Source organism: Mycobacteroides chelonae, from assembly GCF_016767715.1.
In the GTDB taxonomy this organism is placed as follows: domain Bacteria; phylum Actinomycetota; class Actinomycetes; order Mycobacteriales; family Mycobacteriaceae; genus Mycobacterium; species Mycobacterium gwanakae.
Genome location: NZ_CP050145.1, coordinates 4,116,501 through 4,143,092, shown reverse-complemented (window position 1 = coordinate 4,143,092; position 26,592 = coordinate 4,116,501). Strand labels below are relative to the sequence as shown.

Here is a 26,592-nt window from a genome sequence, read left to right as displayed (position 1 = left end):
CCCGCGACACGTCAAAGGAGACGCGAACGGTGAGCACTGCCGCACGGCATTCAACGACGGCCGAACTGACACAACCCGATCACGAGGTAGCGGTGATCGGGGCCGGATTCGGTGGAATCGGGACCGGCATTGCGTTGCAACGCAAAGGTATCCACGATTTCGTCGTCATCGACAAATGGGACCAGGTGGGTGGCACCTGGCATGCGAACACCTATCCCGGGGTCGCAGTTGACATCCCGTCAGTGGTGTACAGCTTCTCCTATGAACAACGTGGCGATTGGTCGCGTCTGTTCGCGCCGGGGGACGAGTTACAGCACTACGCCGATTTCATGGTGGACAAGTACGGACTGCGCGAGAAGCTGCGATTAGGGACAAGCATCATCCGCGCGGAGTTTGATGAGCGAAACAGCTTGTGGAGATTGACTACTGACGGCGGAAAGGAAATTACCGCCAGATACTGCGTGATGGCGGTCGGTGGCCTGGAACGCCCGAAGATGCCCGACATCCCGGGAGTCGATGACTTCGCCGGAACGCTCCTGCATACCGCCCTGTGGGATCACGACGTGGCGCTTGAGGGTAAGCGTGTCGCGGTGATAGGGACCGGGGCGACCTCCTTGCAGTTGGTTCCGGCCATCGTCGACCACACCAGCCATCTCACGGTCTTCCAGCGCACACCAATCTGGGTGGGGCCGAAGTTCGATCTCGAAATCGGCTCTCTTGGGCGGAGAGTGCTGGGAAATAGGCGGATTCGTTCTGCCATCCGATCGGTGGCGACCGTCGGCATCGAGCTTGCGATGAGCGGTCAGGTGGCCGGCCCGCCCTGGCTGATCAACGCGGTTCGCCGTGCCGGCGAGGCGCCGATGCGCCGCTGGATGCGCGAGCAGGTCCATGATCCCGTCATCAGGGAGAAGTTGATCCCCCAGTATGGGTTGGGTTGCAAGCGCCCGTCGATGTCCAATGAGTACCTCAAGACGTTCAACCGGAATGACGTCAGTTTGGTCACCGAATCGATCGAATGCGTGACGCCCACCGGAGTGCGTACGGTGGACGGGGTTGAGCACGACGTCGACGTGCTGATCTGCGCGACGGGATTCAAGCTGTGGGACAAGGGTTCTGTGCCACCATTCCCTGTTCTCGGGCGCCACGGACGGAATCTCGGCGACTTCTGGGACAAGCACCGTTTCCAGTCCTACCAAGGGGTTTCAGTGCCCGGGTACCCCAATATGTTCTCCATCACCGGGCCGTATGGATTTGTCCTGGGGTCCTACCTGTGGATGATCGAGGCGACATCGGCGCACTTGGCGCGGGCCATCGCCGAGACCAAGCGCCGCGGAGCCACCGTCTGCGAGATCCGGCAGGAGGCCCACGACGAGTACTTCCAGAAGTGCCTGAAGCGGCAGGAGAAGAATTTCCTGTTCACCGATGTGTGCGCCGGTTCGAATACGTACTACCTGGATCAGAATGGTGACTCGCCATTCCGGCCGACGACGCACGGCGAGATGTACTGGCAAAACCGGCATTACAACCTCGACGTATATCGCTACTCAACGGGCGCTGTGGTTCCCGAGATCGTGGCATCGACCGTCGGTGAGAGTGCATGAGAAACAATCCGCTGGAACCCCGGTTGGTGGTGGTGACCGGTGCGGGGAGCGGTATTGGACGAGCGACCGCCATCCGATTCGCCAAACGCGGTGCTTACGTGGTGGTTACCGATCTGGATCTGGACACCGCCAATGAGACAGTGGATCTGATCCACGTGGAGGGGCGCAACGCATCGGCTGTGCAGCTCGATGTCACCGATCCCGCCCACTGGGAGGATGTTGCCCGCTATGTGTCCATCGAACATGGCGTGGCGGATGTGCTGGTGAACAACGCTGGAATTGTGGTCAGCGGCCCATTCCTGAAGCTGAGCGCCGCGGACTGGGATAAGCAGTTGTCCGTGAATCTGATGGGGGTGGTGCACGGATGCCGGGTCTTCGGTGAGCAGATGGTCGCGCGTGGGGGAGGCCACATCGTCAACATTGCCTCGGCGGCGTCGTACACGCCGACCGCGGTGATGGCACCATATTCGGTGTCCAAGGCAGGGGTGAAGATGCTCACCGAATGCCTGCGGCTTGAATTGGGACCCAAGGGTGTTGGCGTGAGCGCCGTGTGCCCCGGATTCATCAACACCAATATCGGTCTGCACGGCACCATGGTCGGCGTCGACCAGGAAATCGTTGATGCAAGCCAGCGCAGCATGCAGAGAATGCGCGACGTCACGGAGAAGCTGCCGTGGGCGCCGATGAGCCCCAACCTCGTCGCGCGGGCCGTGACCCGTGCGGTCCGTCTGGATCTCGTGGTGGTTCCGGTCAAGCTCGAATCGTGGTTGGGGTACTTCCTGTCGCGGGCGTTCCCAGCCCTGAACAGGCGGCTGATGGCTCCGTTCGGTATCGACAGATTCGAGCGTCTGGGTGAGCGTGCGGCGGCCAAACACACTGAGCGTCAGGCTCCGATTCTTGTCGAGAGCGTGCGGTAGGAGACCAAGGTGAAACTCAACAAACTCGAGCCCCAGCTGGTGGTGGTGACCGGTGCAGGCAGCGGCATCGGCCGGGCCACCGCCATTCGATTCGCCAAACACGGTGCCCACGTGGTCGTTTCCGATATGGATCTTGACTCTGCTCAAGCCACCACGGCCATGATCCGCGCCGACGGCAACACGGCATCGGCGGTGCAATTGGACGTTACCGATCCGGTTCAGTGGGAGACCTTCGCGCGGGACGTACTCGCCGACCATGGCGTAGCCGACGTGCTGGTGAACAACGCTGGAATCGCCTTGGGCGGGGCATTTCTGAAACTCAGTCCGGCCGACTGGGACCGGTTGCTCTCGGTGAACCTCATGGGCGTGGTGCATGGGTGCCGGGTCTTCGGTGAGCAGATGGTTGAGCGCGGCAGCGGGCATATCGTCAACATCGCCTCGGCAGCGGCGTTCACGCCGACGCCGGTGATGGCTCCGTACTCGGTGTCCAAGGCAGGGGTGAAGATGCTCACCGAATGTCTTCGCCTGGAACTTGGTCCGAAAGGTGTTGGTGTCAGCGCAATTTGCCCAGGATTCATCAACACCAATATCGGGATCAACGGAATAACTGTGGGCGTGGACCAAGCCATGGTCGATCGGGGTAAGGAAATCATGCTCCGGGTGCAGGAGTTCGCGGCCGGCCTGCCGTTTTCCCCGATGAGCCCCGACCTGGTGGCGCGCGCCGTCCTGCGCGCGGTGAAGTACGACCTTGCGGTGGTGCCGGTGCGCACCGAGGCATGGCTCGGGTACGTCCTGGGCCGACTGGCGCCGGGAATCAACCGTCGTACCACCCAGGCATTCTCGATCGAGCGAGCCGAGCGATGGGGAGCCTGGGCGCTGGACAAGCTGGATGATCTGAATCTGCTTCCGCGCCAAGGTGGCGTCGAGGAGGCTCGAAAGCCCACGGCAGCACGGAGGTAGATAGATGAACGACACATCAGACATCGGCGATGTGGCGCTGCATGCTCGCAACGTCACGTTCGACTTCTCGAACTCCCCGTTGCAATGGATCCCGGATGAGCCGGTGGCCTCACACGCGCTGTCGGCGCTCAATTTCATGCTGCCCGCCGGTGAGTTGTTCTTTGTCGAGGTATTCGGCCGAGCGCTGCCACACATCAAGGACGAGAAGCTGCGCGAGGACGTCATCGGCTTCATCGGCCAGGAGCAGTTGCATTCCGATACCCACGACAAGGCGCTGCTGGAGTACTTCGGTCAGCATGGCATCGACGCGCGGCCGCTGCACGATCTGACCGACCGGATGCTCGCCATTTTCAAACGGCAGACGGACCGGCTCCCACCGAAGGCGCAATACCGGGCGATGGTCGAAGGTGTGGCGATTATCGCGGGCCTGGAGCATCTCACCGCCACCGCCGGAGACTGGCTGCTCAACCATGACTTCGAAAAGTACGGTTCCGATCCGGTCATCACGGACATGTTCCGCTGGCACGGTGCCGAGGAGGTCGAGCACCGCAGTGTCGCGTGGGATCTTGCTCGGCACTTAGGGGTTGGACGGACACGCATGATGGTGTATTTCATCGGCTCCTGCGCGACCATCCCATTTGGTCTCATTTTTCTCAGTTGGCTGCTCGCGCGCGCCGACCCGGATGTACCGAAGATGAGTCTGGCGCGCTGGACTCGTGAAACCAACAAGGCGATGAAGCGGGGCGTCACCTTGAAGTGGAGTGTCTTGGGGGAGGGCTTCCGAAGTTTCCTGCGGCCCGGATTCACCCCGGAATCCATCGGGGATACCGCGCAGGCGGTTGCCTATCTGGCCAAGTCGCCGGCGGCCAAATCCGCGACCGCGGCATGACCCGGACGTACCCGATGGCGGCTCAGACGGGCCGTCACCCACTCGGCTGGGGTATGAAAGTTCTTGACGTGGTGGGGCCGACGGCCGTCGCGGCGTTGGGCAAGACACTGCCCGCCGTGCTGCGGCTGAGCCCGTTGCTGGGGCCCGTGCGTCCACCCACATGGGTGGACCGCTCACTGAATCTGGTTGTCCGGGAACGTTCGGTAGTCGCTGCCGACCAGGACGTGGTGGCTTTCACGCTGGCCGCCGTGGGTGGAGGAGAACTGCCGAAGTGGCGACCGGGCGCACACCTGGATGTCACCTTGCCGTCGGGGGCTGTGCGTCAGTACTCGTTGTGCGGTGACCCGCGCGACCGGTACCGGTACCGGATAGCGGTCAGGCGCATACCCGAAGGCAAAGGGGGATCCATCGAGCTGCACGACGCGGTGCGTGTCGGAGACGTGCTCGGCGTCAAAGGGCCGCGAAACGCCTTCCCGCTGGCCACTACCGGTCACCTGAACGCCGGGGTCCGCCAGTTCCATTTCGTGGCCGGCGGCATCGGCATCACACCGATTCTGCCCATGCTGGCGGTCGCCACAGAGCGTGGGCTCCCCTGGACGATGACCTACGCCGGGCGCAGTAAGGAGTCCATACCGTTCCGCGATGAGCTGGCCCGATACGGCGAGCGGATCACCGTCCGTACCGACGACGAGGACGGGATGCCGACGGCAGCCGATCTGCTGCCGCCATTGCATCCCGATCTGGCGGTGTATTGCTGCGGGCCCGGGCCCATGCTGAAGGTGATTCGCGATGCGGTCGCCGAGTACCCGGGCGCAGAACTGCATTTCGAGCGATTCTCGGCTCCGCCGATCGAGAATGGGGTGCCATTCCAGGTGCAGCTGGGCGGGGGCGGCCCGGTGCTGGATGTCGGGCCGCAGAACAGTGCACTGGATGCGGTTCTCGCGGCCCGGCCCGGCACACCGTACTCGTGCAGGCAGGGCTTCTGTGGCACCTGCAAAGTCAAGGTGCTCGCGGGGAACCCCGATCATCGCGACACCCTCTTGACCGAAACTCAGCGCGCCGAAGGCCAGATGCTCTTATGTGTGTCTCGTGCCGACGGCGGGCGACTGGTACTCGACATCTAAGAACGGAGACATGGGATGACTCTCACGACAGAGCGCGCCGACGGAGTGACGAACGACGTCGTCACCGAGCACGTGGTGCGCAACGGGGATATCGACGTCGCGTACTTCATTCAGGGCAACCCGGATGGGGAAACCCTACTGCTGGTGCACGGATGGCCCGATTCGCATCACCTCTGGGACGGCGTCGTGCCGCTGCTCAGGGACCGCTTCCGGGTGGTTGCCATTGACAATCGCGGTGCGGGAAAGAGCACCAACCCCAAGAGCTTCCGTGACTTCCGGCTCGCCGAGATGGCCAGCGACTACGTCGCGGTCGCGGATGCGGTGAGCCCCGACAAGCCCGTGCATGTCCTGGGCCACGACTGGGGCAGTGTCGCGATGTGGGAAGCCATCTGCAATCCCGACCTGGAACACCGGTTCTCCTCGTTCACCTCCGTTTCCGGACCCTCTGCGCATCACATGAGCCGGTGGGTGCGCTCGCGACTCGGCAGTCCCACTCCGAAGAATGTGGCGCTTGCCCTCGGGCAGATTGGCTCGTTGCTGTACATGTTCGGGTCCATGACCCCCGTCATCCCCAATGTTCTGCTCAAGCTCACCATGAACGAAAACCGTTGGCGTGCAGGACTGTCCGTCGCCGAAGGTGCACCTGTCGAGCAAATTCACCTCGGGCCGACGTTCATGAGCGATATCACCAGGACATTGCGTGTCTACCGGGCCAACGCGCTACCGGCGATGCTGCACCCACAGGACCGCCACACCGGTGTGCCCGTCCAGGTGATTGTCGGCACCCGTGATCCCGCGGTGCGCCAGTCGAACTACGACGACGAGCTCAAATGGAACCAGCGGACATGGCGGCGAGTGGTCGACGGTGGCCATTGGCTGCCGTTCTCGCACCCGAATGTGCTCGCCACGGCGGCTGTCGAACTCATCGACGCGGTATCGGGCAAGGAGCCCAACCGCGCACTACGGAGGGCAGAAATGGGTAAGAGCCGCAAGCCGTTCGAAGACCAGCTGGTGGTCATCACCGGAGGGGGCAGCGGTATCGGTAGGGAGACCGCCCTCGAATTCGCCCGACAGGGTGCCGAGGTGGTGCTCTCGGACGTGAACCTCGACGGTGCCAACGAGACCGTCACGCTCATCGAAGAGGCCGGCGGTGTGGCGCACGCCTACCGGCTCAATGTCGCGGACGAGGACGCTGTCAACGCGCACGCGGAGGAGGTCGTCAAGCGGCACGGTGTACCCGACGTCCTGGTAAACAACGCCGGAGTGGGTGCCGCGGGCGGCTTCCTCGACACACCCTCGGAAGAGTTCCGCCGTGTTATCGAGATCAACCTGTTCGGAGTGGTGAACGGCAGTCGGGCGTTTGGCGCGAAGATGGCCGAACGTGGACTCGGCGGGCACATCGTCAATCTTTCCAGCATGGCTGCCTACAGCCCACAGAAGGCCTTCACCGCATACTCGACGAGCAAGTCCGCCGTGTTCATGTTCTCGGACTGCCTGCGCGCCGACCTCGCCGCCAACAATATCGGTGTCACCACCATCTGCCCCGGCGTGGTGCACACCAATATTGTTGCCAACACCAAGATTTCGGGTGTGGATGCTGAGGAAGAGGCGCGGATGCAACAGGCCGGTGACAAGGCCTATGCGATGCGTCGCTACGGCCCCGACAAGGTGGCGCGCCAGATCGTGAACGCGGTACGTAGGAACAAGCAGGTCGTGCCCGTGACGCCCGAGGCCCGGCTGCAGTATCTCAACAACCGGCTGGCGCCGGGTCTTACCCGCTACTTCGCATCCAAGGCGGGTATGACCGACCTCATCAAATTGGTGCCCAACAAGAAGTAGAGAGCGCTCCGCCGTCAGGTCGCGATGCGCAGCGCGGCCTCGCGGCGGGCGCGGATGAATTGTCCCTGGCCGGTGAGCGTTTGATCGATATCCGTCCACCCCTGAGCACGTAGCCAGCCGGTGACTTCTTCGCGACCGAACGCGCGGAAGCCGCCGATGCGCATGGCTCCGGTGACACCCGGTAGCGATGCCGCCGGGGTGCGCAGAGATGTGAAGATCACGATCTGGCCGCCCGGTCCCGCGACTCGGCACAGTTCTCGCACGGCCTGTTCGGGATTCGGGATGAGGTAGAGCGCGGCGAGGCACACCACGGTGTCAAATGTCGCGTCGGCGAAGGGAAGTGCGTGCGCGCTCCCACGGATGTAGTCGATGTGTTCGGCGGAGTTGTCGCGCACTGCCCGCCGCAGCATGGGGCCTGACAGGTCCAGGCCGATACACGCGCCATCGTCGCCGAGCTGCGCGGCGAGTTCGCGGGTGTACAGACCGGGACCGCACGCGACATCGAGGATCTTCAGATCGCCGCGGCCGGCGATCTCGCCCATCAATGCGGTGTGGGCCTTGAGGGTGCTCTTGCCGCCATAACTGAATCCGCGGGTGAACATCGGCCGCCAGGCGCGCTCGTAGATCGCCGCCAGCAGCCGGCTCTGCATGAACTGGTTGGCCAGGGACACCGGCTCGTCGTCCTCGGGGCCGAGCACGTCGAGATAGCCGTGCTCGCGCCTGGGGGACTGTGTGATCCGGGTGGGATCCACGAACGTCTCGGCGAGCGTCAGATCTGGCTGGTTGCCCACGGTCCCTCCAATGCACATCGGTTGATTCAAAATTAGTGAAACGGATAGTACTGGATACTCCAGGTCACGCATAGGCCTGTGATGTGCGAGTTTGCGCAGCACCATGCGGCCGGCGGGACTTGTTATTTAGTGAATGGCATGTCAGTCTATTAAATATGTGAGCGGGGGACGGGTGGGGAAGAGCCGTGTGCGCGCCGCAAGTAATGGAAGGAACGTGCCGTGAAACGAACCGTGGATCCAGCCCTGGGTCTGCATGATGAACCCGACTACGAAGTCGCGATCATCGGCGCCGGGCTGGGTGGCATCTGTGCGGCCATCAAGTTGCTCGAGATGGGTATCCAGGACTTCGTCATCATCGACCGGGACGAGGACTTCGGAGGCACGTGGCTGCGCAACACCTACCCCGGAGTGGGTGCCGACATCCCGACCGTTGCCTACCAGTTCACCTTCGCGCCGAAGGGGGATTGGCAACGATTCTTCGCCACCGGCGCCGAAATACAGCAGTACGCACTGGATTTGGTCACCGAGCACGGATTGCGTGCCCACGCGAGGTTCGGTACGTGTGTCGAACGAGAGGTGTTCGACGAAGAGAATCACCTTTGGCAGGTGCATACCGCCGACGGTGAGGTCATCTCGTCGCGGTTCCTGATCAGCGCGATAGGCGCCTACATCAACCCGCGAACGGCCCCGGATATCCCAGGGCTGGACACCTTCGCGGGTCCGATCCAGGTGCCGTCCCGATGGCAACACGATGTGGACATGCGCGGCAAGCGGGTCGGAATTGTGGGCGTGGGAAGTTCCACCGTGCAGATAACACCGGCCATTGCCGGCGAGGTGGAGCACCTCGATGTGTACCAGCGGACGCCGCAGTGGTACTTCCCGAAACCAGACTTCCGGATGCCGCGCATACTGCAGCGGCTGTTGGCGGGGCGCAGATTCGCCAATACAGTCAACGGGATTGCCTTGGGGGGCATAGAACTTGGCTTACGGGTTCTGATCTACACGCCCAAGCCGTTGTTCCGGGCGGGGGCAGCGATCTTCGACAAGGTGGCGCTCTGGGCGTATCGCGGCTGGCTCCGGCACAAAGTGAATGATCCCGAGGTGCGCGAGCAGCTGCGGCCGCGGTTCGGGGCGGGGTGCACCCGCGGCACGCTGGGGGCGGACTACCTCCCGACCTTCAACCGGCCGAACGTGACACTGGTATCGAACGGTATCGACCGGATCACCCCGACGGGCATCGTCGACAAGGCGGGTGTCGAACGCCCCGTTGATATTCTGGTGCTGGCCACCGGATACGAGATGTTCTCCGATCCCGAAACCTACCGGGTGGGAACCGTATTGGGCACCCAGGGATTCGACCTCGCCGAGTTCTACCGTGACAACGGGCTGCAGGCGTACCAAAGCACATCGGTGCCGGGCCTTCCGAACCGGTTCATGTTGGTCGGTCCGTACTCCTGGACTGGCACCAGCTTCCACTACATCCTGGAGAACTCGATGCGCCACATCGGGGCCGTCATCCAACTCGCTCGCGCCAAACGAGCCAGCTGGGTCGAAGTCACCCAGGAGGCGCTGGACGACTTCCAGGCGAGCATCGCCCGCAGTGGCGCCAACCTGAATCGGTACTTCACGGTGAACTGCGCCGGATCTAACAGCTATTTCATCAACTCGCAGGGCGATACCCCCTACGTGCGCCCGTGGACGGTCCTGCAGTCCTACCGGCGCAGTGTCCAATTCCCGTCAGGTGCCTACGAATTCAGGCGGATTAACAGCCCGGTGAAGGAGATCGAACATGCGGTTTGACGCAGTCCCCATCCCGGTCGACGGGGTCGAGGAGTTCTTCGCCACCGCGCCGTTCGTGACTCGGGTCCGGCGCACTTTCGACGCGCCACCCGAGGACGTATGGAGGGTGGTGTCGGGCGACCGGATGTGGTCGTGGCTGCCGTCCGTCTGGGGCTGCCGGTATCCGCAGGACATCACACCAACCGCCGGCACCGTACGGGACTTCCAGATGTACATCCACTCCTGGATGGTGTTCGCCCAGCACGAGCAGATCATTCACTTCGACGCCCCCCACGTCATGCGATATACGGCACTGGACGCCACCTTGCCGGTGTTCGGGTCGTGGTGCGAGGAGTACCGGGTGCTTCCCGAGTCCGATCCCGGCAAGGCCACCGTTGACTGGACACTGGCGTGTGCGCCGAGGTACCTGACGAACATTCCGGGATCGCATATCGCGATTCGCCCGGTTGCCGCGATCCTCAAGCCCATCTTCTGGTTCGGCCTGGGCGGGCTCGCCCGCGAGCTGCCGGTGCGCGGCCCGCAGCGCACCGGCTGAACCGCGGCCCCGACCGGGCGGGTGCACCGCAGACACACTGTGGTCCACTGACAACATGCGGTTGATGGCGGTGCACGCCCACCCCGATGACGAATCGAGCCGAGGCGCCGCCACTCTGGCCAAGTATGCGGCCGAGGGGCACGAGGTACTGGTTGTCACGGCCACCGGAGGCGAGCGCGGCGACATTCTCAACCCGGCGATGAACCTGCCCGGCAACCACGAGAACCTGTCGGATGTGCGTCGTGAGGAAATGGCGCTCGCGGCAAAAACCCTTGGTGTTGACCATCACTGGCTGGGCTTCATGGACTCGGGTCTGCAACTCGACCCGCGGCTGTTACCCGAGGACGGGTTCGCCCGGGTGCCACTGGCCGAATCGGTGCCCCGCCTTGTCGAGGTGATCAGGCGCTTCCGGCCGGACGTGATGATCACCTACAACGAGTGTGGCGGCTACCCGCACCCCGACCACATTCGCTGTCACCAGCTCGCCGTCGCCGCGTATGAGGCGTGTGAAGAGGTGCGCAAGCTCTACTACTTCCACGAGATCGTCCGGGTGACACCGGCGATGGTGAAGTTCGCGGGACGAGTGGAGCGGATTGTCAGCCGCCGTGGATCCGGTGCAGCACCCAAAGATCCCCGAGCGGGAGATGTCGCGGTCCCCGATTGGGTACGGCGCGTGAGCTCGTTGACCAGGCGGCTGCGAGGGCGCCGGGTCACCACCGAAGTCTCCTGCGCCGAGTACTTCCCCGTACGCGATAAGGCCCTGAGGGCGCACGCATCGCAAGTCGATCCCAGCGGACCGTTCTTCCTGGTGCCCTGGACCTGGCGGCAACAGTTATGGCCGACGGAGAAATTCGAGCTCGCGCACACCCGCGTCGCGACGAGCGCTCCCGAGACTGACCTCTTCGCCGGCCTCTGAGGCGCTAGTGGGGTGCTGCGGCAACGGTTGCGGGGTGCACCGCGATCAGTCCCAGCCCCCTGCGGCGCTTGCACATCGCGGCCAGCTCGGCGTAGGCCTTCTCGCCCAACAGCTCGGTCAGTTCCGGGGCGTACGACTGCCATACCTGCTTCTTGCCGACATGTGCGGCCGGGTCTCCGGTGCAGTACCAGTGCAGGTCTGCGCCACCCTCACCCCAGCCGCGACGGTCGTACTCGGTAATCGTCGTCTTCAGGATCTGCGAACCGTCCGGCCGGTCCACCCAGGCCTGCGTCCGCCGGATCGGCAGCTGCCAGCACACCTCGGGCTTCATCGTCAGCGGCTCGACACCCAGCTTGATGGCCTTGGAATGCAGGGCACAGCCGATGCCGCCTGCGAAGCCGGGGCGGTTCAGGAAAATGCACGCACCCTTGTACTTGCGTGTGCGCCATTGCTTTTCCCCGTCGAGCTCGTCCTTCTCCAGGTAGCCCTTGCGGCCCAGCCCCTTCTCGCGGAATTGCCAGTCCTCATCGGTGAGTTGTTTCGCCGAGTCGTCCAGCTTCGCCCGATCGTCGGCATCGGACAGAAACGCCCCGTGCGAGCAGCAACCATCGTCGGGACGTCCGGCAACCGTGCCTTGGCAGGCGGGAGTGCCGAACACGCAGGTCCAATGTGATAGCAGCCAGGTCATGTCGGCCTTGATCAAATGCTCCGGATTCTCCGGGTCGTAGAACTCCACCCACTCGCGGGCGAAGTCGAGCTCCACCTCCTGGCCGTCGAGGGAGGCGTCACGTCCAAAGGGCTGTTTTGGCAGCGTCGTCACAGATGTAAACGGTAGACCCACTAACGTGTGCTGCGTGCGATTAGGCGTGCTGGATGTCGGCAGCAACACGGTGCACCTGTTGGTGGTTGATGCCCGACGGGGTGGACACCCCACCCCTATGAGTTCCACCAAGGCGGCGCTGCGTCTGGCGGAGGCCATCGATGAGTCCGGCAAGCTCACCCGCAAGGGCTCCGACAGCCTGGTGCATACGATCCAGGAGTTCTCCAAGATTGCCCGCAGCTCCGGCTGTGCGGAGATCATGGCGTTCGCCACGTCGGCCGTTCGAGACGCCACCAACTCCGATGAGGTGCTGACACGTGTCAAGAAGGAAACCGGCGTGGATCTCGCCGTTCTTTCCGGTGTCAACGAGTCGCGGCTGACCTTCCTGGCCGTGCGGCGCTGGTACGGCTGGAGCGCTGGGCGCATCATCAACCTCGATATCGGCGGTGGCTCGCTGGAGTTGTCCTGCGGTGTCGACGAAGAACCAGACATCGCGTTGTCTCTGCCGCTGGGGGCCGGACGGCTGACGCGAGAGTGGTTGGCCGAAGATCCGCCGGGACGTCGCCGCGTCGCTATGCTGCGTGACTGGCTGGAATCGGAACTGGTGGACGCTGCCAAACAGGTGGCGGCGGCTGGGGTGCCCGATCTGGCCGTAGCGTCCTCGAAAACGTTCCGGTCGCTTGCGCGACTCACCGGTGCTGCACCTTCCGGCGCAGGACCACGAGTTAAGAGGACACTTACAGCAAGCGGACTGCGTCAGTTGATCGCGTTCATCTCGCGAATGACTACCGCAGACCGTGCAGAGTTGGAGGGAGTCAGTGTCGACAGGGCGCCTCAGATCGTCGCCGGAGCACTCGTCGCGGAGGCAAGCATGCGTGCTCTGTCGTTAGAGGCGGTCGACATCTGCCCGTGGGCTCTGCGCGAAGGGCTGATTCTGCGCAAGCTGGATAGCGAAGCCGATGGCACTGCACTCGTTGACTGACCCCGTCCCGCTTAGCCTCGGACGGTAGGAGAGGACATGACCGACTCAGACGACACGCAGCGGCCGGTATCGGTTGCCGAGCTGCTGGCGCGCAATGGTGCCGCCGACGGCAAGATCAGCGGCCATCGCCGCCGGATGCGCGGCAATGCCGACGCCATCCCGGTGGCCGAGTTGACCGGTGAGATCCCCGTCATCCGTGACAAGAAGGGTGGCCGCGCGCGCCCCAACCCGGCGCCGTCGCCTGCTCCGGAAACGGCGGCGCCGCCCGAGTCTCCCAAGGCATCTGAGGCGGGAGCGCGTTCCTACCTGCGTTCCAACGAGGATGCGTTGTTCGGCGGCGACAGCATGGCCGATGAGGCCGCCCGTCGTGGCACCACGGCCGCACCGGCCCCGGCGCCCGCTCAGCCTTCCTCGATGGAATCACCGCTTCGGAGCATCTTCCCGCCGACCCCCACACCAGTCGCACGACCGGGGGAACCGCGCAAGTCCATCGACTTCAACGACGCGACCGGCGTCATCTCCCCGGTTACCGCCGAGCCGCCCAAGTCCGAACCGGCACCGGCGCCGGCGGCGGTCGCGCCCGCCGTACCCGCAGCGCCACCGGCTCCCGAGATTCCGGTCCCGCCGGTGTCTCGCCCGGAGCCCGAGTCCGTCACACCCGAGCCAGTCGCGCCCGAGCCGGAACCTGAGCCCGCGGCCGTCGCACAGCCGGAACCCGAACCGGAGCCCGTCACACCGGAGCCGGAACCCTCTCCCGAACCTGAGACCGTGTACCACGCGGAGTATGAGGCGGAGTACGAGGACGACGGCGAATACGACGAGTACGGCCGGGCCGTCGAGTGGACGTCGCACGATGCCGAGCAGGACGTCGAGGACGACGAATTCGACGATCAGGAAGACGACTATCAGCTTGAGCACGAGCTTCAGGAGCTTGTCGGCGCGCACGGTGACCCGTCCGAGCCCGAGGTCAGTCAGCTCGCCGCGGCCGACACCGACAAATCCAAGGCTGAGGCGAAGGCCGACCGCCGGGAGAAGATCAAGACCTACCTGCAGGGCAGCTGGATTGCCGCGCAGTACCTGCTGGCGGCCGCCGCGGGTGCGGGCCTGTTCTTCGTGTTCCGGGAACTGTGGAGCTGGAACCAGGGCTTCGCGTTGCTCCTGGGCGTGTTGTTCATCGCAATTCTGGTCGCCTCGCTGTGGGTGATCCGCAAGACGGTCGACCTGGCCAGCATCCTGATCGCGATCGTGGTGGGAGCCCTGATCGCGTTCGGCCCCCTCGTGCTCATGCTGCAAGCGGTTGATTAGGTAGCGTTATCCAACCGTGCGCCCTGCGATCAAGGTTGGTCTGTCAACGGCCTCGGTGTATCCACTCAAAACCGAAGCAGCTTTCGAGTACGCGGCCCGGCTCGGGTATGACGGTGTCGAGCTCATGGTGTGGGCCGAGGCGGTGAGTCAGGACGTCGGCGCCGTCGCCAAACTCTCCCGCAAGTACGACATGCCGGTGCTATCCGTGCATGCCCCGTGCCTATTGGTGTCGCAGCGCGTCTGGGGCGCCAACCCGATTCCCAAGCTGGAACGCAGCGTTCGGGCCGCCGAAAAACTGGGTGCGCAGACCGTCGTCGTACATCCGCCATTTCGGTGGCAGCGCCGGTACGCCGAAGGCTTCGCCGAACAGGTTGCATCGCTGGAGGACTCGAGCGATGTGCACGTCGCGGTGGAGAACATGTTCCCGTTGCGGGCCGACCGTCTGTTCGGTGCCGGGCAGACATCGGTGGAGCGTATGAAGCGCCGCGGTGGCAGGCCCGGAATCGGAGTATCCGCCTTTGCCCCGTCGTTCGATCCGACCGATGCCAACCACGCGCACTACACGCTTGACCTGTCACACACCGCAACCGCAGGGACCGATGCGGTGGACATGATGCGCCGGATGGGATCTGGGCTCACGCATCTGCATCTCACTGATGGCACTGGCGCCTCTGTCGACGAACATCTGGTGCCCGGCAAGGGAACTCAGCCAGTTGCGCAGGTGTGCCGGGAGCTGGCGGCCGGTGACTTCACCGGGCAGGTGGTGCTCGAGGTGCACACCTCGGCCGCACGTACCGAGGACCAGCGCGAGGCGATTCTGAGGGAGTCGCTGGAGTTCGCCAGAACGCATCTGGTGCGATAGGCGGCGTGGTTAACGCTCCCTTCGCGCAAGCAATGGCCCTCACGCCCGCGGGCGATGGCCTGTTTGACGCGCACCTGAATGACACCTGGACCATCGGACCCAAGCTGCACGGCGGCGTCATGCTTGCGTTGCTTGCCGGTGCGGCGCGCGAGACGCTCGGCGAGAGCGAGCCCATCGCCGTCAGCGCAAGCTATCTGTTCGCGCCCTCGCCCGGTGACATGCAGGTGCGCACATCGGTGCGTAAGCGGGGACGGCAGATCTCGCTCGTGGATGCCGAACTCGTCCAGGACGGCCGCACCGCGGTGCACGCCGTGGTCACCCTGGGCACGCCCGAGCAGCACGTGGGCCCGCTGCTGACGGCCCTGCCGCCCGCACTCACACAGCTGCCCGCTGAACCGCCGCCCGGGGTGGCCCCGATCGCCGAGGGTCATCCGATGGGAGAGATCTTTCACCTGTTCGGCGGGATCGACGTTCGGCCCTCACTGCGATCGATGAGCGACCTGAGCGAGCGGGGCAAGCCCGAGATCGTGCTGTGGGCACGACCGCGCGATATGGCGCCAGACGGGTTGTTCGCATTGGTGTGCGGCGACATCTCGGTACCGGTGACGTTCCCGCTGGGGCGTTTCGGCTGGGCACCCACCGTGCAGCTGACCACGTATCTGCGTACGTTGCCCGCGGACGGTTGGCTGCGAGTGTTGTGCAGTACCAACCAGGTCGGCCAGCATTGGTTTGACTCCGAGCACACGGTCATCGACTCCGAGGGCGCTCTGGTGGTGCAGTCTCGCCAGCTGGCCATGGTGCCGGCGAACTGATCGGTGTACCTTCCGTAGGGGATCTCGTCAAAGGAGTATCGGGCATGGGTGACAAGCAGAAGACGCCTGACTGGGCCGCCGAGGGAGGCGCCTGGGTGCTGGAGAATGGGCACCGCGCCCTGCTGAAACTCACCGGCGGTCGCTGGCCGCACAAGCTCGGTTTCATGCCCACACTGGAGTTGCACACCATCGGGCGCAAGTCCGGTGAGCGCCGCTCCTCCCTGTTGAGTTCGCCCATCTTCACGCCGGAACGGATCGTCGTAATCGCCTCGCTAGGCGGGGCCTCGCACAATCCGGCCTGGTACTTGAACCTCGTCGCCAATCCGAACGTCGAGATCACCGTGCGCGGACAGACGAAGCCGTACATCGCACGCACCGCCTCGGCGCAGGAGAAGGCCGAGTTATGGCCTGAGATCACCCGAGGATTCGGCAACCCGTACGCGGGATATCAGCGCAGCACCACGCGGGATATCCCAGTGGTCATCTGTGAACCGGCATAAGGAGTATTTCTGTGGGCACACAACCTGATTGGGCCATCCGGATCGGCGCCTGGTTCCTGGAGAACGGGCACCGGGCGGTTCTCGCGCTGACCGGCGGCCGGTATCCCAAGAAGGTGCTGGGAATGCAGCCGGTGGAGCTGTACACCATCGGCAGTAAGACGGGGCAGCGCCGCGGCACGCTGCTGACCGCGCCGATCTACGAACCCGGCAAGGTGGTGCTGGTGGCCTCCTACGGTGGAGGGTCCGAAAACCCGGCCTGGTACAAGAACCTGGTGGCCAACCCGGCCGTCGAGATCGCGGTGGACGACGTCGTGCGTCCGTTCACCGCGCACACCGCCTCGCCCGAAGAGAAGGCCGCACTGTGGCCGGCGATCGTCAAGGCCAACCCCGGCTATGCGGGATATCAGAAGAACACCGACCGGGATATCCCGGTCATCATCTGCGTACCGGCGTAACCGCCGCGGGCCGGCCCGCGAAACGACCATTGACGCGTTGGACACTTTTTCATATTGTGTCCAACATGAAGGTGGCGGCGTCCGATAGTCCCCGCGAGGACATCCCCGAGCCCATCGTGGCCGCAGTCGCCATGACGTTGGTGCGATCGGGCATGCAGCGGTTCAATCTGTCCGCCGCAGCGGAGCAGGCCGGGGTGTCGCGGAGCACCCTGTACAACTGGTTCGGCGGCAAGCAGGCTGCCATCGACACCGCATTCGGTTATCTCGCAGACGCTTTCATCGATTTCTTCGCAGCGGCTGTGGGTGCGGAGACCACGCTGGTCGATCAGGTCGCGGCCGCCGCCTCGGGAATCTGCGAGCACCGCCGATGGACGGATCATCTCGCCCTGCACACCACCGATCTGCTGGACCTCATCCTGGATGAGCGCGGCGAGGACCTGATGGTGCGCTCGGTCGCGTTCTGGACACCCCGCATACGGGAAGCGCAGGAGCGTAAGGAGATTCCCGGTCGCATCGTCCCGGAGGAGGCCGCCGAGTGGATCATCAGAACCCTGATGAGCATCGAGGTGCTGCCACCCATCGTGATCGATCTGTCCGATCCGGCGGCGGTGCGCCGTTACTTCGCCGACTACATCACGCATGGACTGGGTGCCGCGCGTGATTGACACTTCCCAACACTGCGTGGTGATCGGCGCCGGGGTGGCGGGGCTCGCCTCGGCGGTGTGGATGGCTGAGGCCGGGTTCCGGGTGACCCTGCTGGAACGTCGGGCCACCCTCGGTGGGCGCACCCATTCCATCGAGATACCCCAGGTCGACGACGTCGCCGATAACGGTGTCCACGTCATGTCCGGCTCGATGGAAGAGCTGTTGCGTTACCTCGAAACCATCGGGGCGCGAGATCTTTTGGCCGCTGAGTCCGGAACATATGCGCGACGTCTGCTGCCCGGGGGAGAGGTGGACGACACCTCACTGTTCCGCACATTCGCGTGGCTGCCCGCGGCGAGCATCGGGGACCGGCTTCGGGTATGGCGCGCTTATCTGCGGATCGTCAGGGATTGCGTTCGCCCACCCGGTGATCTGGACGCCGTTACCGCGCGAGAGTGGCTCGACCGCATCGGGATGCCCAAGGTCGCGCGTGACACCTGGATTGATTTCTTGATCATCGGTGCGCACAACGAGAAGCCGGATCTGATCTCCGCCAGCGCTTTCCGGAATCTTCTGGTCACCATGGCCCGGCGGGGGCGCGGGGCGGCCCGCAACGGAACATTGCTGTACTCCACGGTCGACTTCACCTCGCTGTTCGTCACCGGCGCCGAGAAGGTGCTCGCCAATCACGGTTGCGAGGTGCGGGGCCGCGCAGGAGTGAAATCAATCGTGTTGCACGGCAATGCTGTTTCTGGTGTGTCGCTGACCGATGGTGAGTTCATACCGGCCGACGCGGTGATCTGTGCGGTCCCGCCGTGGGCCGTGGAGGGGTTGCTCGACGCTGTCCCTGGCCACGAGCAGTTGTACAGTGCGGCAGCCAAGCTCGTTCCCGCCCCGCTGGTGAGCGTCTACTTGTACCTCAACAGGTCGCTCGGGCTGACGACTATCCTCGATGCTCTCGTGGGTGGTGAGGGCGTGGTCGAGCAGGTCTTCGATCGGCAGAAGATGGTGGGATACGACGGTAGCGAACGTGGGTTGTATTCGTACGAGATCACGGTCAGCGCCGCGTACGAACTGAACTCGCTGTCGTCGAGCGGCGAGATCATCGAGACGTGTATGCGCTTCCTGCGCAACTACTATCCGGCCGCGCGAGACGCCGAACTAGTGCACGCCAAGGTGGTGCGGATGCCGCGTGCCACCTACAGCGAGCGTCCGGGAACGGCGGGCGCCCGTCCGCCGCAGCGCACCAGTGTGCGCGGGCTGGCGCTGGCGGGTGACTGGACCGCGACCGACTTCCCCTCGACCATCGGTGGGGCAGCGCAGAGTGCGGAATTGGCCACCCGCGTGATTCTTGACCAGGCTCCAGTGGGCTAGCCCCTTGATTGTGAGCTGCCTCATATTCAAGATGGTCACTAGGTCAACGTCGACACTAGGAGGCCCTCATGACGCGGACACATTACGGATCGCTACGCAAGGGAGGACTCAACTGGGATTCCTTGCCGCTCAAGCTGTTCGTCGGCGGCAATGCGAAATTTTGGGATCCGGCCGATATCGACTTCTCGCGCGACCGGGCGGACTGGGACGCGCTCACCGATCGGGAACGTGACTATGCGACCCGGCTCTGCGCGCAGTTCATCGCCGGCGAGGAGTCGGTGACCCAGGACATCCAGCCGTTCATGACGGCCATGCGCGCCGAGGGGCGACTCGGTGACGAGATGTACTTGACGCAGTTCGCCTTTGAAGAGGCAAAGCACACACAGGTCTTCAGGCTCTGGCTTGATGCAGTCGGGGTCGGCGACGACCTGCACGGGTACCTCGACGACCTTCCGGCCTACCGCGAGATCTTCTTCGATGAGCTGCCGGATGCCTTGGGCACGCTGGCCAGCGACCCGTCGCCGGCGGCACAGGTGCGCGCCTCGGTGACCTATAACCACGTGGTCGAGGGCATGCTGGCACTCACGGGATACTTTGCATGGCACAAGATTTGCGTTGACCGAGGCATCTTGCCCGGTATGCAGGAGCTGATCCGCCGGATCGGTGACGACGAGCGCCGGCACATGGCCTGGGGCACCTTCACCTGCCGGCGTCACGTGGCCGCCGACGACGCCAACTGGTCGGTCTTCGAGGCGCGCATGAACGAACTCATCCCGATCGCGTTGCGTCTCACCGAGGAAGGCTTCGGACTATACGGCGCCGACACCCCGTTCGGGCTCGTGCTTGACGAGTTCATGCAGTACTCCGCCGACAAGGGGATGCGCCGGTTCGGGACCATCAGCAGCGCGCGCGGCCGTCCGCTCGGCGAGATCGACCTCGACTATTCGCCGCTGCAACTGGAAGACACGTTCGCCGCCGAGGATCGGGAGGCGCTTGCGGCCACGGCCTAGCGCGCACTCCGCGCTGTCGCCGCCCACAACCGGGGGAACGCCACATTGTGGAGCGGGTTGGGAAGTATCAAATGGTTGTGTGCCAGCCCAACAGCTATGTGGCGGTTCGGGTCCGCCCATCCGGTGGAGCCGCCGGCCCCCATATGCCCGAAACCTCCCGCCAATCCCGGCGCGGGGATGCAGTGATAGCCGAGCTCCCAGATATCGCGGGTAAGAGCGACATTGGGCCTGATCCCGCGTCCGCCGGCCAGTTCGGCGGTCTTCTCCGCGGACAGCAGCTGCCGTCCGTCCACGCTTCCCCGATTGCTCAGCGCGCCGTAGAGCTTGGCCAGGGCCGGGGCGGTACAGATGGCGTTGCCCGCGCCCATCTGGGTGTCGTACAGCGGGGCGGTCGCATGCCCGTCGTCGGCCACGATCCGTTCGGCTCCGGGCACGTGGATCGCTCCGGTGGCCCCCCGCGCGCCCGGCAGAGCGTCCACCACGCGTGCCCCGATGGACAGGCCACGAGAAAGAAATGGCGTCTTCACCGCCTTGTCGAGCTGCGCGTAGATCCCTGCGGGAATTGTCGGTGAATCGGCGGGCGGGCGCCCCAGATGAATGCCGTCCACGCCGAGGACCTCCGCGAGTTCGGTGCGATAGAGCGTGCGCATGTCCTTACCGGTGATCGCACGCCCGAGACCGGCCAGGAGCCAGCCGTAACTCATCGCGTGATACGCGGCTTTCCCGTAATAGCGCCCGACAGGCGCGGCGGCGAGTCGCTGCTCCATCAGTTCGTGGTCGAGAAGTTCCTCCGGGGTGGCGGCAATCGGGGCCAGTGCGGCCAGCCCCGACTTGTGGGCCAGGACATCTCGCACCGTGACCGATTCCTTGCCGTTGGCGGCGAATTCCGGCCAGTAGCGGGCGACCGGGGCGTCATAGGCCAGCAGCCCTCGGTCGGCCAGGCGATGGATAACGGTAGCGGTCACCCCCTTGGAGGCCGAGTACACGATCGGTGCGGTCTCGCGGGTCCACGGCATACCGGGACGCGCCTCACCGGCCCAGATGTCGAGCACGGGCTCGCCATCGACGTAGGCGCAGAGCGCGCCGCCCCCGGTACGGCCGACATACATCGACGCGAACTTGCTGACCACCCGGTCGAACTCGGGTTGTGCCCAGCCCTGTACCCCGTCCGGTAGACCGGTGCCCCAGGATTCCGGCGCGAAAACAGGGGAGGTCTGCGCGCGACGCTGCGGTTGTGACATATGTAACTTGTAGTCCGGTTATCCCACTGTGCGCCACCATCTGCGCACAGATCTGCGAATAGTCACAAATCGGCGCGAATGTGCATATCGCTGCCTACATACCGCTGCGGCACCTTGCTCTGGAGCTCAGAAAGCCGTTTCCGGGTGCGCTAATGGGTCTGCCATGCTGGTCGCCATGTCCAGAATCGCAATCATCGGTGGCGGCAATATCGGCGAAGCACTTATCTCCGGGCTGCTGAGGGCCGGACGGCAGGCCAAGGACATCGTCGTGTCCGAGAAGGTCCCCGCCCGCGCAAAGGCTCTGGCAGAGGCGTATTCCATCCGCGTCAGCGAGGTGGCGGATGCCGTCGAAGGTGCCGATTTCATTGTGGTGGCGGTCAAACCGTCCGATGTCGAGAGCGCGACCAGCGAGATCGCCGCGGCGCTGGCGAAACTGGACGCCGAAGGTAGCGACCGGGAGACCGAGCAGGTGCTGGTCTCGGTGGCCGCGGGAGTGTCCGCGAGCTTCTTCGAATCCAAGCTGGCCGCCGGGGCTCCGGTGGTGCGGGTGATGCCCAATGCCCCGATGCTTGTCGGCGCCGGGGTCAGCGCTGTCGCCAAGGGCCGATTCGCGACCGACGAGCAGCTCAGTGCCGTCGCCGAGCTGCTGGAGTCGGTGGGCAGCGTCATCAAGGTGGCCGAATCGCAGATGGACACCGTTACCGCGCTGTCCGGATCGGGCCCGGCCTACTTCTTCCTGCTCGTCGAGGCGCTGGTCGATGCGGGGGTTGCCTCGGGTCTCACGCGGCCCGTCGCCACCGATCTGGTCATCCAGACCATGGCCGGATCCGCCGCGATGCTGCTCGAACGGGCTGAGACGGACGAAAATCGGGCTCCCGGACTGCAGACCCGAACGGAGGTCGATACGACCGCCGCCGAGCTCCGCGCAACGATTACCTCGCCGGGTGGTACTACCGCCGCTGCGCTGCGCGAACTGGAACGTGGAGGTTTGCGGGCAAGCGTCTATGCCGCCGTCGAAGCCGCAAAAACACGCTCCGAGCAGCTCGGAATCACATCAGAGTAATTTAACCAAATCTTGATCAATTAGCCCACACGGGTATCAGTAACCCCACTGGTCCCGCTATTCTCCTTCTAGCACGTGCGTGTCCGTACCGCCGATGGGGAAGATTGGCGGCACGACACGTGCCTAGGGAAATGGGTATGCGATGACGTCAATCAACGGGCCATCCGCGCGCGATGGGGCCGGCGCCAAGCCGGGCCGGGACGCGGCGGCCGCTGGCCAATCCGGGAAGGCTCAGTTCCTTACGGTCGCCGAGGTCGCCGCGCTGATGCGCGTGAGCAAGATGACCGTCTACCGGCTGGTGCACAACGGCGAGCTGCCCGCGGTGCGGGTCGGCCGGTCGTTCCGTGTGCACGCCAAGGCGGTCAACGATCTGCTGCAGGCCTCCTACTTCGACGCCGGATAAGGCGCCTCGAAGCGGGAGATGCCCCCTGGAGGGCTGCCGGTTCTGCCGGTTTCCTGACCTGAGGCCGCAGCAGGTAGAGTCATGCGGCACCCTGGCGTAAGCCTTTTTGGGGTTAGGGCGCCTTGTGTACGGCTGGGAAAAAGCCGCTGTGCACGCGTCCACGGTAAAGACGATTTCACAGTAGTTAGCAGGAGTTCATGGGTTCAGTTATCAAGAAGCGGCGTAAGCGTATGTCCAAGAAGAAGCACCGCAAGCTGCTTCGCCGCACTCGGGTTCAGCGCAGAAAACTCGGTAAGTAAACCTTGCGTTAGTGGGCATCCGCTCGGGATGCCCATTGGTGCCGTGATGGATAGGCTTCGTCCGTGAGCACCGGTGAGACCAATCTGCACTACCCGCGGGTGGTGCTGGTCACCGGAGCCAGCCGATTCCTCGGGGGTTATCTGGCTGCGCGTCTGGTGCAGAACCCGATGATCAACCGTGTCATCGCGGTAGATGCTGTCGCCCCAAGCAAGGACCTGCTGCGCAGGATGGGGCGGGCAGAGTTCGTGCGGGCCGATATCCGCAACCCGTTCATCGCGAAGGTCATCCGCAACGGCGAGGTCGACACGGTGGTGCACACCGCCTCTGCCTCGTTCTCGCCGCGTTCGGGTGGGCGCGCCGCGCTCAAGGAATTGAACGTGATGGGTGCGATGCAGCTGTTCGCGGCGTGCCAGAAGGCGCCCACCGTGCAGCGCGTTGTCGTCAAGTCCACCGCCCAGGTCTATGGAGCCGGTCCCCGGGATCCGGTGATGTTCACCGAGGAGATGGGCGCGCGCCGTCCACCGTCCGACGGCTTCGCACGGGACAGCATTGATATCGAGAGCTATGCCCGCGGGCTGGCCCGGCGACGCCCCGATGTAGCGGTGACGATCCTGCGGTTGGCCAACTTGATCGGCCCCGGTATGGACACCGCGTTGGCGCGCTATCTGGCGGGCCCGCTAGTGCCCACCGTGTTTGGGCGCGACGCCCGCCTGCAGCTGCTGCATGAGCAGGATGCGCTGGGCGCGCTTGAGCGCGCCACCATGGCAGGTAAGGCGGGCACCTTCAACATCGCGGCCGACGGCATGATGATGATGTCGCAGGCGGTCCGCCGTTCCGGGCAACTCGGCATCCCGGTGCCGTCGTTTGCGGTGGCGGGAATTGCGTCGTTCACCAAGGGCACCCGGTACACCGAGCTGAGTTCCGAACAGCGTGACTGGCTGGCCTATGGGCGCGCGATCGACAACACCCGTATGAAGGTCGAACTCGGGTATCAGCCCAAGTGGACGACCGTTGGGGCCTTTGGTGACTACGTTCGGGGACGCGGGATCACTCCAGTAATCGAGCCGGAGTGGGTACGCTCATTGGGAGATCGCGCGGTGGCTCTCGCGCAGAAGATCAGTTCGTAGACATAGGGCGGAGGTGAGAAGCATGGCAGGCGACACAAAGGCGAAAGTCATTCAACTGCAGGTTAATTCAGAACGCCATGCTGCACGCGCTCGCCGGGCCGAGGCGCGGGCCGATGCCGGCCGGCGGCATCCGTCATCGTTGGCCAACGATGCGCCGACTGGAGATTCCGCGGATACCGCCGCAGTCATCCACGACCTCAACGAGATTCGCGCGGCACAGGGCAACGCCCCTCTGGGCGATGAAGAGTCGCTGACTGCCCTCGCGGCCAACATCGCCGCCGTCGCTGAGTTCATTCGCCGCCGAGTCGGCGGCGACTACAGCGTCGACGATTTCGGATTCGACGAGCACCTCAACGAATCGCTGCTACTTCCTTTGCTCAGGCCACTGTTCAACCGATGGTTCAGGGTGGACGTGACCGGGGTCGAGAACATTCCCGCGACCGGTGGGGCCTTGGTTGTGGCTAACCATGCGGGTGTGCTGCCGCTCGACGGGCTGATGCTCTCGGTGGCCGTGCATGACCGGTGCCCCGGCAACCGCACCCTGCGCAACCTTGCCGCCGACATGGTGTTCGATGCACCGTTCCTGGGACAGTTGGCGCGAAAGGCGGGTCATACGCTGGCGTGCACTGCCGACGCGCACCGGCTACTGTCCGCGGGCGAGCTGACCGCCGTGTTCCCCGAGGGATACAAGGGACTGGGTAAGCCGTTCAAGGATCGCTACAAGCTGCAGAGATTCGGCCGTGGAGGATTCGTCGCGGCTGCCATTCGTACCGGAGCGCCGATCATCCCGTGCTCGATCGTCGGGTCCGAGGAGATCTACCCGATGATCGCCGACCTGAAGGTGATCGCCCGATTGTTCGGTCTGCCCTACTTCCCGGTGACGCCGCTGTTCCCGGCGGCAGGCCCCGTCGGGTTGGTGCCGCTGCCGTCCAAGTGGCATATCGAGTTCGGTACACCGATCCCCACGGACGGGTTTGACGAGACGGCGGCCGACGATCCGATGGTGACATTCGAGGTCACCGACCAGGTCCGCGAGACCATCCAGCAGACGCTGTACCGGCTGCTCGCGGGTCGTCGCAACATGTTCTTCGGCTAGGTCTTCCCTCTACGCCGATACGCCGTGTACTGGCGGTTTCGTATCGCAGATCCTCGCCGCGGGGCACAGTGCGGGCGGCGTAAGTTCGATGCGTGATCACCAACCGGGTAACCGAACTGCTGGGTATCGAGCGGCCGATCGTGCAGGCTCCGATGGGCTGGATCGCGCGATCCCAGCTGGCCAGCGCGGTCTGCGAAGCCGGCGGGCTCGGCATCATCGAAACAAGCTCGGGCGAGCTCGATGCCATCAAGGGCGAGATTCGCCTCATGCGTGAGCTCACCGACAAACCATTCGGGGTGAACATCGCACAGGCTTTCGTGCGAGACCCCTCCATCGCGCAGTTTGTGGTCGATCAGGGCGTGACGTTCGTGACCACCAGCGCGGGCGACCCCAACAAGTACACCCGGATCCTCAAGGACAATGGCCTTACCGTCTTTCATGTCGTCCCGACGCTCGCGGCCGCCCTCAAGGCTGTCGACGCGGGAGTGGACGGCCTGGTGGTGGAAGGCGTCGAAGGCGGCGGTTTCAAGGATCCCAAGGGTGCGTCGACCATGGTGTTGCTGCCACTGGTGCGCTCGCAGGTGGACGTTCCGATCATCGCCGCCGGCGGTATCTGTGACGGTGCATCGATGGCGGCGGCTTTCGCGCTCGGCGCCGAGGGTGTGCAGATGGGTACCCGGATGATGTCGGCCGCCGAGTCACCCATCCACGGCAACTGGAAGGCGGCGGTGGTCGCTGCGCGCGAGACCGACACCGTGCTACTGAACAGGCTGACCAAGCCAGGTCTGCGCGCCTTGCGCAGCGAGCGCACCGAAGAGATGGAACGACGGGATCTGGTGTCGCTCATGGAGACCGGGAATCCGTTGGACCTCTACTTCGGGGGCGATATGGACACCTTCGTGCCACTCGGCGGGCAGGTGGCCGGGCGCATCGGTGCGGTCGAGTCTGTGCGGGACATTCTCGACACCACCATGGACGAGTTCACCGCGGTGATCGGCAAGCTCGCAGCCCAATACAGCTGAAGAGGATTCGGCGCCGAGTGGGGGCGGCCGCGTCATTGCCGCCTGCGGTCCGGGGTGCCCACGGAGATCCAACCGCTAACTAGCCCGTCTGTGCGGCGCCCTCGCTGCTCACTTGCTGCCGTCATCGCACGTCGTGCCGGGGAGCCTGCTGGGCTGCGCTCAAATCAGCAAAGCCGCATCGGTGAGAAGCCCCGTGTTGGCGG

At 64.4% G+C, this 26,592-nt stretch carries 27 protein-coding genes; 24 read left to right on the top strand and 3 right to left on the bottom strand.

The features are described 5' to 3' along the window. The first annotated feature begins 29 nt into the window (after positions 1-29). From HBA99_RS20535 to HBA99_RS20510, 6 genes are read left to right on the top strand one after another with little or no spacing between them, the layout of a single operon-like run. Positions 30-1,601, top strand: coding sequence for a flavin-containing monooxygenase (locus HBA99_RS20535; protein ID WP_070932777.1), 1,572 nt, complete (start codon positions 30-32; stop codon positions 1,599-1,601). Next, complete coding sequence (locus HBA99_RS20530; RefSeq protein WP_070932778.1) at positions 1,598-2,518, top strand: SDR family NAD(P)-dependent oxidoreductase; 921 nt, start codon at positions 1,598-1,600, stop codon at positions 2,516-2,518. The genes HBA99_RS20535 and HBA99_RS20530 overlap by 4 nt, the downstream gene beginning before the upstream one ends. A 9-nt stretch (positions 2,519-2,527) precedes the next feature. Continuing rightward, a complete protein-coding gene (locus HBA99_RS20525; RefSeq protein ID WP_030096466.1) occupies positions 2,528-3,478 on the top strand; it encodes an SDR family NAD(P)-dependent oxidoreductase in 951 nt (316 codons plus the stop codon). A 4-nt stretch (positions 3,479-3,482) separates the two neighbouring features. Beyond that, positions 3,483-4,367 carry a metal-dependent hydrolase gene (locus HBA99_RS20520; protein ID WP_070932779.1) on the top strand — a complete coding sequence of 295 codons (885 nt, stop codon included), beginning with the start codon at positions 3,483-3,485 and terminating at the stop codon, positions 4,365-4,367. Positions 4,368-4,420: 53 nt separating this feature from the next. Then, entirely contained in the window at positions 4,421-5,491 is a 1,071-nt protein-coding gene (locus HBA99_RS20515) for a PDR/VanB family oxidoreductase (protein WP_070932781.1), read from the top strand. Between the two features lie 15 nt (positions 5,492-5,506). Then, complete coding sequence (locus HBA99_RS20510) at positions 5,507-7,330, top strand: SDR family oxidoreductase (protein ID WP_070932783.1); 1,824 nt, start codon at positions 5,507-5,509, stop codon at positions 7,328-7,330. A 14-nt stretch (positions 7,331-7,344) separates the two neighbouring features. On the opposite strand, the gene HBA99_RS20505 is transcribed toward HBA99_RS20510, so the two are convergent. Continuing rightward, positions 7,345-8,121: a class I SAM-dependent methyltransferase gene (locus tag HBA99_RS20505; protein ID WP_070932785.1), complete on the bottom strand. Its 777-nt coding sequence runs from the start codon at positions 8,119-8,121 to the stop codon at positions 7,345-7,347. Positions 8,122-8,340: 219 nt separating this feature from the next. On the opposite strand from HBA99_RS20505, the gene HBA99_RS20500 reads away from it, so the two are divergent. The 3 genes from HBA99_RS20500 to mca are packed head-to-tail and all read left to right on the top strand — an operon-like array spanning position 8,341 to position 11,372. Continuing rightward, complete coding sequence (locus HBA99_RS20500; RefSeq protein WP_070952025.1) at positions 8,341-9,921, top strand: flavin-containing monooxygenase; 1,581 nt, start codon at positions 8,341-8,343, stop codon at positions 9,919-9,921. Then, a complete protein-coding gene (locus tag HBA99_RS20495; protein ID WP_057964876.1) occupies positions 9,911-10,456 on the top strand; it encodes an SRPBCC family protein in 546 nt (181 codons plus the stop codon). Before HBA99_RS20500 ends, HBA99_RS20495 begins: the two co-directional genes overlap by 11 nt. Before the next feature lie 55 nt (positions 10,457-10,511). Continuing rightward, positions 10,512-11,372: a mycothiol conjugate amidase Mca gene (gene mca, locus HBA99_RS20490; RefSeq protein ID WP_070932789.1), complete on the top strand. Its 861-nt coding sequence runs from the start codon at positions 10,512-10,514 to the stop codon at positions 11,370-11,372. Positions 11,373-11,376: 4 nt separating this feature from the next. Here the strand turns inward: mca and HBA99_RS20485 are convergent, their stop codons facing one another. Further along, a complete protein-coding gene (locus tag HBA99_RS20485; protein WP_046254796.1) occupies positions 11,377-12,192 on the bottom strand; it encodes a DUF3109 family protein in 816 nt (271 codons plus the stop codon). Between the two features lie 34 nt (positions 12,193-12,226). Between HBA99_RS20485 and HBA99_RS20480 the strand changes: the two genes are divergently transcribed. From HBA99_RS20480 to HBA99_RS20440, 9 genes are all read left to right on the top strand, one after another. Then, positions 12,227-13,174 carry a Ppx/GppA family phosphatase gene (locus HBA99_RS20480; RefSeq protein WP_044105077.1) on the top strand — a complete coding sequence of 316 codons (948 nt, stop codon included), beginning with the start codon at positions 12,227-12,229 and terminating at the stop codon, positions 13,172-13,174. A gap of 36 nt (positions 13,175-13,210) precedes the next feature. Beyond that, a complete protein-coding gene (locus HBA99_RS20475) occupies positions 13,211-14,479 on the top strand; it encodes a membrane protein (protein ID WP_030096476.1) in 1,269 nt (422 codons plus the stop codon). A 16-nt stretch (positions 14,480-14,495) separates the two neighbouring features. Next, entirely contained in the window at positions 14,496-15,341 is an 846-nt protein-coding gene (locus HBA99_RS20470; RefSeq protein ID WP_030096477.1) for a sugar phosphate isomerase/epimerase family protein, read from the top strand. A gap of 5 nt (positions 15,342-15,346) precedes the next feature. Beyond that, positions 15,347-16,153 carry a thioesterase family protein gene (locus HBA99_RS20465; protein WP_081347677.1) on the top strand — a complete coding sequence of 269 codons (807 nt, stop codon included), beginning with the start codon at positions 15,347-15,349 and terminating at the stop codon, positions 16,151-16,153. A gap of 44 nt (positions 16,154-16,197) precedes the next feature. Next, positions 16,198-16,653 carry a nitroreductase/quinone reductase family protein gene (locus HBA99_RS20460; protein WP_046254792.1) on the top strand — a complete coding sequence of 152 codons (456 nt, stop codon included), beginning with the start codon at positions 16,198-16,200 and terminating at the stop codon, positions 16,651-16,653. 11 nt (positions 16,654-16,664) lie between these two features. After that, positions 16,665-17,108 (top strand): nitroreductase/quinone reductase family protein, encoded by a 444-nt coding sequence (locus HBA99_RS20455; RefSeq protein ID WP_070932792.1) that lies wholly within the window; start codon positions 16,665-16,667, stop codon positions 17,106-17,108. Positions 17,109-17,173: 65 nt separating this feature from the next. Next, positions 17,174-17,773: a TetR/AcrR family transcriptional regulator gene (locus tag HBA99_RS20450; RefSeq protein ID WP_070933375.1), complete on the top strand. Its 600-nt coding sequence runs from the start codon at positions 17,174-17,176 to the stop codon at positions 17,771-17,773. After that, entirely contained in the window at positions 17,766-19,127 is a 1,362-nt protein-coding gene (locus HBA99_RS20445; RefSeq protein ID WP_234796029.1) for a hydroxysqualene dehydroxylase, read from the top strand. Before HBA99_RS20450 ends, HBA99_RS20445 begins: the two co-directional genes overlap by 8 nt. A 68-nt stretch (positions 19,128-19,195) precedes the next feature. Then, the gene (locus HBA99_RS20440; RefSeq protein WP_057964872.1) at positions 19,196-20,137 is read left to right on the top strand and encodes a R2-like ligand-binding oxidase; all 942 of its coding nucleotides are present in this window, start codon (positions 19,196-19,198) and stop codon (positions 20,135-20,137) included. Here HBA99_RS20440 and HBA99_RS20435 read toward each other — a convergent pair. Then, positions 20,134-21,378 (bottom strand): serine hydrolase domain-containing protein, encoded by a 1,245-nt coding sequence (locus HBA99_RS20435; RefSeq protein ID WP_070952027.1) that lies wholly within the window; start codon positions 21,376-21,378, stop codon positions 20,134-20,136. The genes HBA99_RS20440 and HBA99_RS20435 overlap by 4 nt on opposite strands. Before the next feature lie 175 nt (positions 21,379-21,553). Here HBA99_RS20435 and proC point away from each other — a divergent pair, with 175 nt between their 5' ends. From proC to HBA99_RS20405, 6 genes are all read left to right on the top strand, one after another. After that, complete coding sequence (proC, locus tag HBA99_RS20430; RefSeq protein WP_191985241.1) at positions 21,554-22,441, top strand: pyrroline-5-carboxylate reductase; 888 nt, start codon at positions 21,554-21,556, stop codon at positions 22,439-22,441. A 142-nt stretch (positions 22,442-22,583) separates the two neighbouring features. Then, positions 22,584-22,844, top strand: coding sequence for a helix-turn-helix domain-containing protein (locus HBA99_RS20425; RefSeq protein ID WP_030096487.1), 261 nt, complete (start codon positions 22,584-22,586; stop codon positions 22,842-22,844). A 197-nt stretch (positions 22,845-23,041) separates the two neighbouring features. Further along, the gene (locus HBA99_RS20420) at positions 23,042-23,143 is read left to right on the top strand and encodes a 30S ribosomal protein bS22 (protein WP_003402602.1); all 102 of its coding nucleotides are present in this window, start codon (positions 23,042-23,044) and stop codon (positions 23,141-23,143) included. 63 nt (positions 23,144-23,206) lie between these two features. Continuing rightward, positions 23,207-24,271 (top strand): SDR family oxidoreductase, encoded by a 1,065-nt coding sequence (locus tag HBA99_RS20415; RefSeq protein WP_030096488.1) that lies wholly within the window; start codon positions 23,207-23,209, stop codon positions 24,269-24,271. Positions 24,272-24,293: 22 nt separating this feature from the next. Next, complete coding sequence (locus tag HBA99_RS20410; RefSeq protein ID WP_057964870.1) at positions 24,294-25,367, top strand: lysophospholipid acyltransferase family protein; 1,074 nt, start codon at positions 24,294-24,296, stop codon at positions 25,365-25,367. A 92-nt stretch (positions 25,368-25,459) separates the two neighbouring features. Continuing rightward, a complete protein-coding gene (locus HBA99_RS20405; RefSeq protein ID WP_070932797.1) occupies positions 25,460-26,389 on the top strand; it encodes an NAD(P)H-dependent flavin oxidoreductase in 930 nt (309 codons plus the stop codon). The last annotated feature ends 203 nt before the right edge of the window (positions 26,390-26,592 follow it).

Excerpts from the sequence above, each read along its gene's own strand:
- HBA99_RS20530 (WP_070932778.1), top strand. The coding sequence starts at position 1,598 with ATGAGAAACAATCCGCTGGAACCCCGGTTGGTGGTGGTGACCGGTGCG.
- HBA99_RS20520 (WP_070932779.1), top strand. The coding sequence starts at position 3,483 with ATGAACGACACATCAGACATCGGCGATGTGGCGCTGCATGCTCGCAAC.
- HBA99_RS20515 (WP_070932781.1), top strand. The coding sequence starts at position 4,421 with ATGAAAGTTCTTGACGTGGTGGGGCCGACGGCCGTCGCGGCGTTGGGC.
- HBA99_RS20510 (WP_070932783.1), top strand. The coding sequence starts at position 5,507 with ATGACTCTCACGACAGAGCGCGCCGACGGAGTGACGAACGACGTCGTC.
- HBA99_RS20495 (WP_057964876.1), top strand. The coding sequence starts at position 9,911 with ATGCGGTTTGACGCAGTCCCCATCCCGGTCGACGGGGTCGAGGAGTTC.
- mca (WP_070932789.1), top strand. The coding sequence starts at position 10,512 with ATGCGGTTGATGGCGGTGCACGCCCACCCCGATGACGAATCGAGCCGA.
- HBA99_RS20475 (WP_030096476.1), top strand. The coding sequence starts at position 13,211 with ATGACCGACTCAGACGACACGCAGCGGCCGGTATCGGTTGCCGAGCTG.
- HBA99_RS20460 (WP_046254792.1), top strand. The coding sequence starts at position 16,198 with ATGGGTGACAAGCAGAAGACGCCTGACTGGGCCGCCGAGGGAGGCGCC.
- HBA99_RS20450 (WP_070933375.1), top strand. The coding sequence starts at position 17,174 with ATGAAGGTGGCGGCGTCCGATAGTCCCCGCGAGGACATCCCCGAGCCC.
- HBA99_RS20440 (WP_057964872.1), top strand. The coding sequence starts at position 19,196 with ATGACGCGGACACATTACGGATCGCTACGCAAGGGAGGACTCAACTGG.
- HBA99_RS20435 (WP_070952027.1), bottom strand. The coding sequence starts at position 21,378 with ATGTCACAACCGCAGCGTCGCGCGCAGACCTCCCCTGTTTTCGCGCCG.
- proC (WP_191985241.1), top strand. The coding sequence starts at position 21,554 with ATGTCCAGAATCGCAATCATCGGTGGCGGCAATATCGGCGAAGCACTT.
- HBA99_RS20425 (WP_030096487.1), top strand. The coding sequence starts at position 22,584 with ATGACGTCAATCAACGGGCCATCCGCGCGCGATGGGGCCGGCGCCAAG.
- HBA99_RS20420 (WP_003402602.1), top strand. The coding sequence starts at position 23,042 with ATGGGTTCAGTTATCAAGAAGCGGCGTAAGCGTATGTCCAAGAAGAAG.
- HBA99_RS20410 (WP_057964870.1), top strand. The coding sequence starts at position 24,294 with ATGGCAGGCGACACAAAGGCGAAAGTCATTCAACTGCAGGTTAATTCA.